General features: G+C 73.2%; 3 protein-coding genes. 1 reads left to right on the plus strand and 2 read right to left on the minus strand.

The annotated features are described in order from the left end of the window. Positions 1–853, plus strand: an 853-nt coding sequence (locus VIP82_RS13420) for a glycosyltransferase family protein (protein ID WP_331909397.1), incomplete at its 5' end; no start/stop codon positions are given. 19 nt (positions 854–872) lie between these two features. Here VIP82_RS13420 and VIP82_RS13425 read toward each other — a convergent pair. Then, entirely contained in the window at positions 873–2,324 is a 1,452-nt protein-coding gene (locus tag VIP82_RS13425) for a CDP-glycerol glycerophosphotransferase family protein (protein ID WP_331909399.1), read from the minus strand. Continuing rightward, positions 2,321–3,000 (minus strand): CDP-glycerol glycerophosphotransferase family protein (locus VIP82_RS13430; RefSeq protein ID WP_331909401.1); only part of this gene is annotated, 680 nt, incomplete at its 5' end. The genes VIP82_RS13430 and VIP82_RS13425, both read right to left, overlap by 4 nt.

Raw genomic sequence — 3,000 nt, forward strand, 5'->3', positions numbered from 1 at the left:
CCCCGCCGCCGACATCCCGGTCGGTCTCAATCTCGCGATCGGCGCCGGGCGATACCCCACCGTGGTCCGGGTCGACGCGCACTCCGAACTCGACCCCAGCTATGCCCGCAGCGCGCTCGCGACGCTCGAGCGGGTCCGCGCCGCGAACGTGGGAGGCGTCATGCGCGCGGACGGGCGCACGCCTTTCCAGCGGGCCGTCGCGCGCGCCTACAACTCCCCCATCGGGCTCGGCGGCGGCGCGTACCACGGCGGCACGCAGGAAGGCGAGGCCGAGTCGGCGTACCTGGGCGTGATGCGCCGCGCGGTGCTCGACGAGGTGGGCCTGTTCGATGAGAGCATCCGCCGCGGCGAGGACTGGGAGCTCAACCTCCGCATCCGTCGTGCCGGTTACCGCGTGTGGTTCGACCCGACCCTGGCGGTCACGTACTGGCCGCGCGAGAGCTGGACCCGGCTGGTGCGCCAGTTCTCGGCCACCGGACGCTGGCGCGGCGAGCTGGTCCGCCGGTTCGGGCGCGGCAACTCCCTGCGCTTCTTCGCGCCGCCCGCACTCCTGCTCACGATCCTGCTCGGGCTCGTCGTCGCCGCACTGCAGCTGACGGGCGTGCTGCACGGATGGTGGGCGGTGGCGGCATCCGTCGTGTATCTCCCCGTCATCGCGTACGCGATCCTCGTCATCGGCGTCGCGGCGGGCCGCGGCGGCGGACACGGCTGGCGCGACAAGCTCTGGACCGTGGCCGTGCTGCCGACCATGCACCTCGCGTGGGGGTGGGGATTCCTGCTCGGCGTGATCGGCGGCGCGCACGACACGGTCGACACATCACGACTGGGCAGCCGCAACACGCCGCTGCCGTGACCTCGGTCCGGCGCGGGCGTCAGATCTCGATGAACCCCTGATCCAGGATCCGCGTCACGGCGCGCTCCGCGGCATGCCCGTCGTCGCGGGCATTGAACTTCTCCCGCCACTGCGCGTACCGGTCGGCGTATGCGTCCGCGTCATCGGCGGCGAGGGCCGCGACCAGCTCGTCCTGCGTCTGCACCATCGGTCCCGGTGCGTGGGCGGCCAGATCGAAGTAGAAGCCGCGCAGCTCGCCTCGGTAGTGCTCCATGTCGGGCACGAGGAAGTACATCGGCTTGCCGGTCACCGAGAAGTCGAACATCACCGACGAGTAGTCGGTGACGAGGGCATCGGCGACGAGCAGCAGCAGCGAGGTGTCGGGGAAGCCGGTCACGTCGATCACGCGGGGGCCTTCGGCATCGCGTCCCGGCAGCAGCGTGCGCGAATGGCCGCGTACCAGGACGACGGCGTCGGTCGCGGCGGCGAGCGCACCCGGGTCGACGAAGTCGACGATCTGGTCCCGGTCATCGCGCCACGTCGGCGCGTACAGCACGACCTTCTCGCCAGGACGGATGCCGAGCGCCTCCCTCGTCGCGGTCCCGTCGCCGCGGGTGAGCACGTCGTTGCGCGGGTAGCCCTCGACCCAGACCGGACGGGTGAGGAACGCATAGGCCTTGCCGAGGATGCGCGCGGCGTACGGGTTCTGGGCGAGCAGGACGTTCCAGCGGCGCGATTCGCGCACCACGGCGGCCATGCGACGCGGGTCGAATCCCGGGCGGTGCAGCGCGAGCCGCTTGAGCGGTGTGCCGTGCCAGGTCTGCAGCACCACCTGGCCCTTGCGTCGCGCGAACCGCCGGCGCAGCCAGTCGTTGACCACGAGGAGTCGCGCGGCGCCACGGGCGCGCCACCATTCGGGGCTGCCCTCGATGACGGGGATCGCGCCGTCCGGCACCGCGACGGACAGGTCGACCACGCTCCAGTACCGGGTCACGTGGGGCGCGCGGCGCGCGAGCTCGCGATCGATCGCCAGAGGGTTGCAGCTGGCGTTGCGCCCGTAGAAGCTCTCGAAGAAGACGGCGTTCTCGAAGCCGGACGCGGGGCGGGTGGCGTACCGGCGCTCGAGGGCGTCCTGCCCTTCGCCCGAGTCGTACGCAGGGTCGATGGGCGGGGCCACGCGCAGCGTCCACCCCTCCAGGTTCGCGCGCAGCGTGCCCAGTTGCGTGACGGGCAGCCCGTCGGGCGGGTGGATGCCTCGCACCTCGGCATCCGCGATGCGCACCTCGTACGACCCCGACGGCAGGGGCAGCTCTGGCCCGCCCCAGCGGGCGGCGCGCAGCGGCAGCGTCGCCTTCCACGTCTTGCCGCGCCCTGTCACGCGAGCGGCGACCCGGGCGCGGGCACCGACGATCTCGACGGACGCGGGTCGCTCCCCCTCGCCCGCGAGCACCAGAGCGGGCACCTCGTCCGTCGTGAAGCTCGCCTCGATCATCCGTTTCCTTCCCTCGGGCGGGCGTCGGCCGGACCCCTGCGCCCGGCGGCTCCGCGCACTGCGCCGGCGATGCGGGGAGCGGGCGCGGGCACCGCTCCGGCCAGGATCGCACGGTACACCCTCTCGGCGTTGCGGCCGTCGCGGAACGCGTGGACGCGTGCGCTGAGCGCGACGGCGCGATCGACCCTCCGCCCGTGCTCGGCCGCGTCGCCGAGAAGCGCGTCGAGCTGCGCCGCGGTCTGCGTCCACTCCACCGCCCAGTCGTCGCCCGCGACGTCGGCATAGGTGCCGTAGAACCCGCGGCGCCGTCCATACTCTTCGACGTCGGGCGCGAGGAAGAGCGTCGGCAGCGGCACCAGGGCCGCGTCGAACGCGAGGGACGAGTAGTCCGTCACGAGCGCATCGAGACCGGGGAGCAGGGGGGTGACGTCGGCCACCAGGTCGCTGCCGAGCGGCTGCACGCGATCGGTCGCGAACGGGGGCCGGTACTCGCCCGCGCCGAGTGGATGCGAGCGCACGAGCAGCGTGGCGTCGTGCCGCGTCAGCATGTCGACGATGCGGGTCCACTCGTCGGCGGTCGGCACCGCGGGATCCGCCGCGCCGTCGCGCCACGTCGGCGCGTACAGCACGAATCGCGCGTCCGGCGTCGCCCGCGGCACAGCGCGGCCGATGGCCG

Origin of the sequence: Microbacterium sp., assembly GCF_036566905.1 — a bacterium.
Classification (GTDB): domain Bacteria; phylum Actinomycetota; class Actinomycetes; order Actinomycetales; family Microbacteriaceae; genus Microbacterium.

Excerpts from the sequence above, each read along its gene's own strand:
- VIP82_RS13425 (WP_331909399.1), bottom strand. The coding sequence starts at position 2,324 with ATGATCGAGGCGAGCTTCACGACGGACGAGGTGCCCGCTCTGGTGCTC.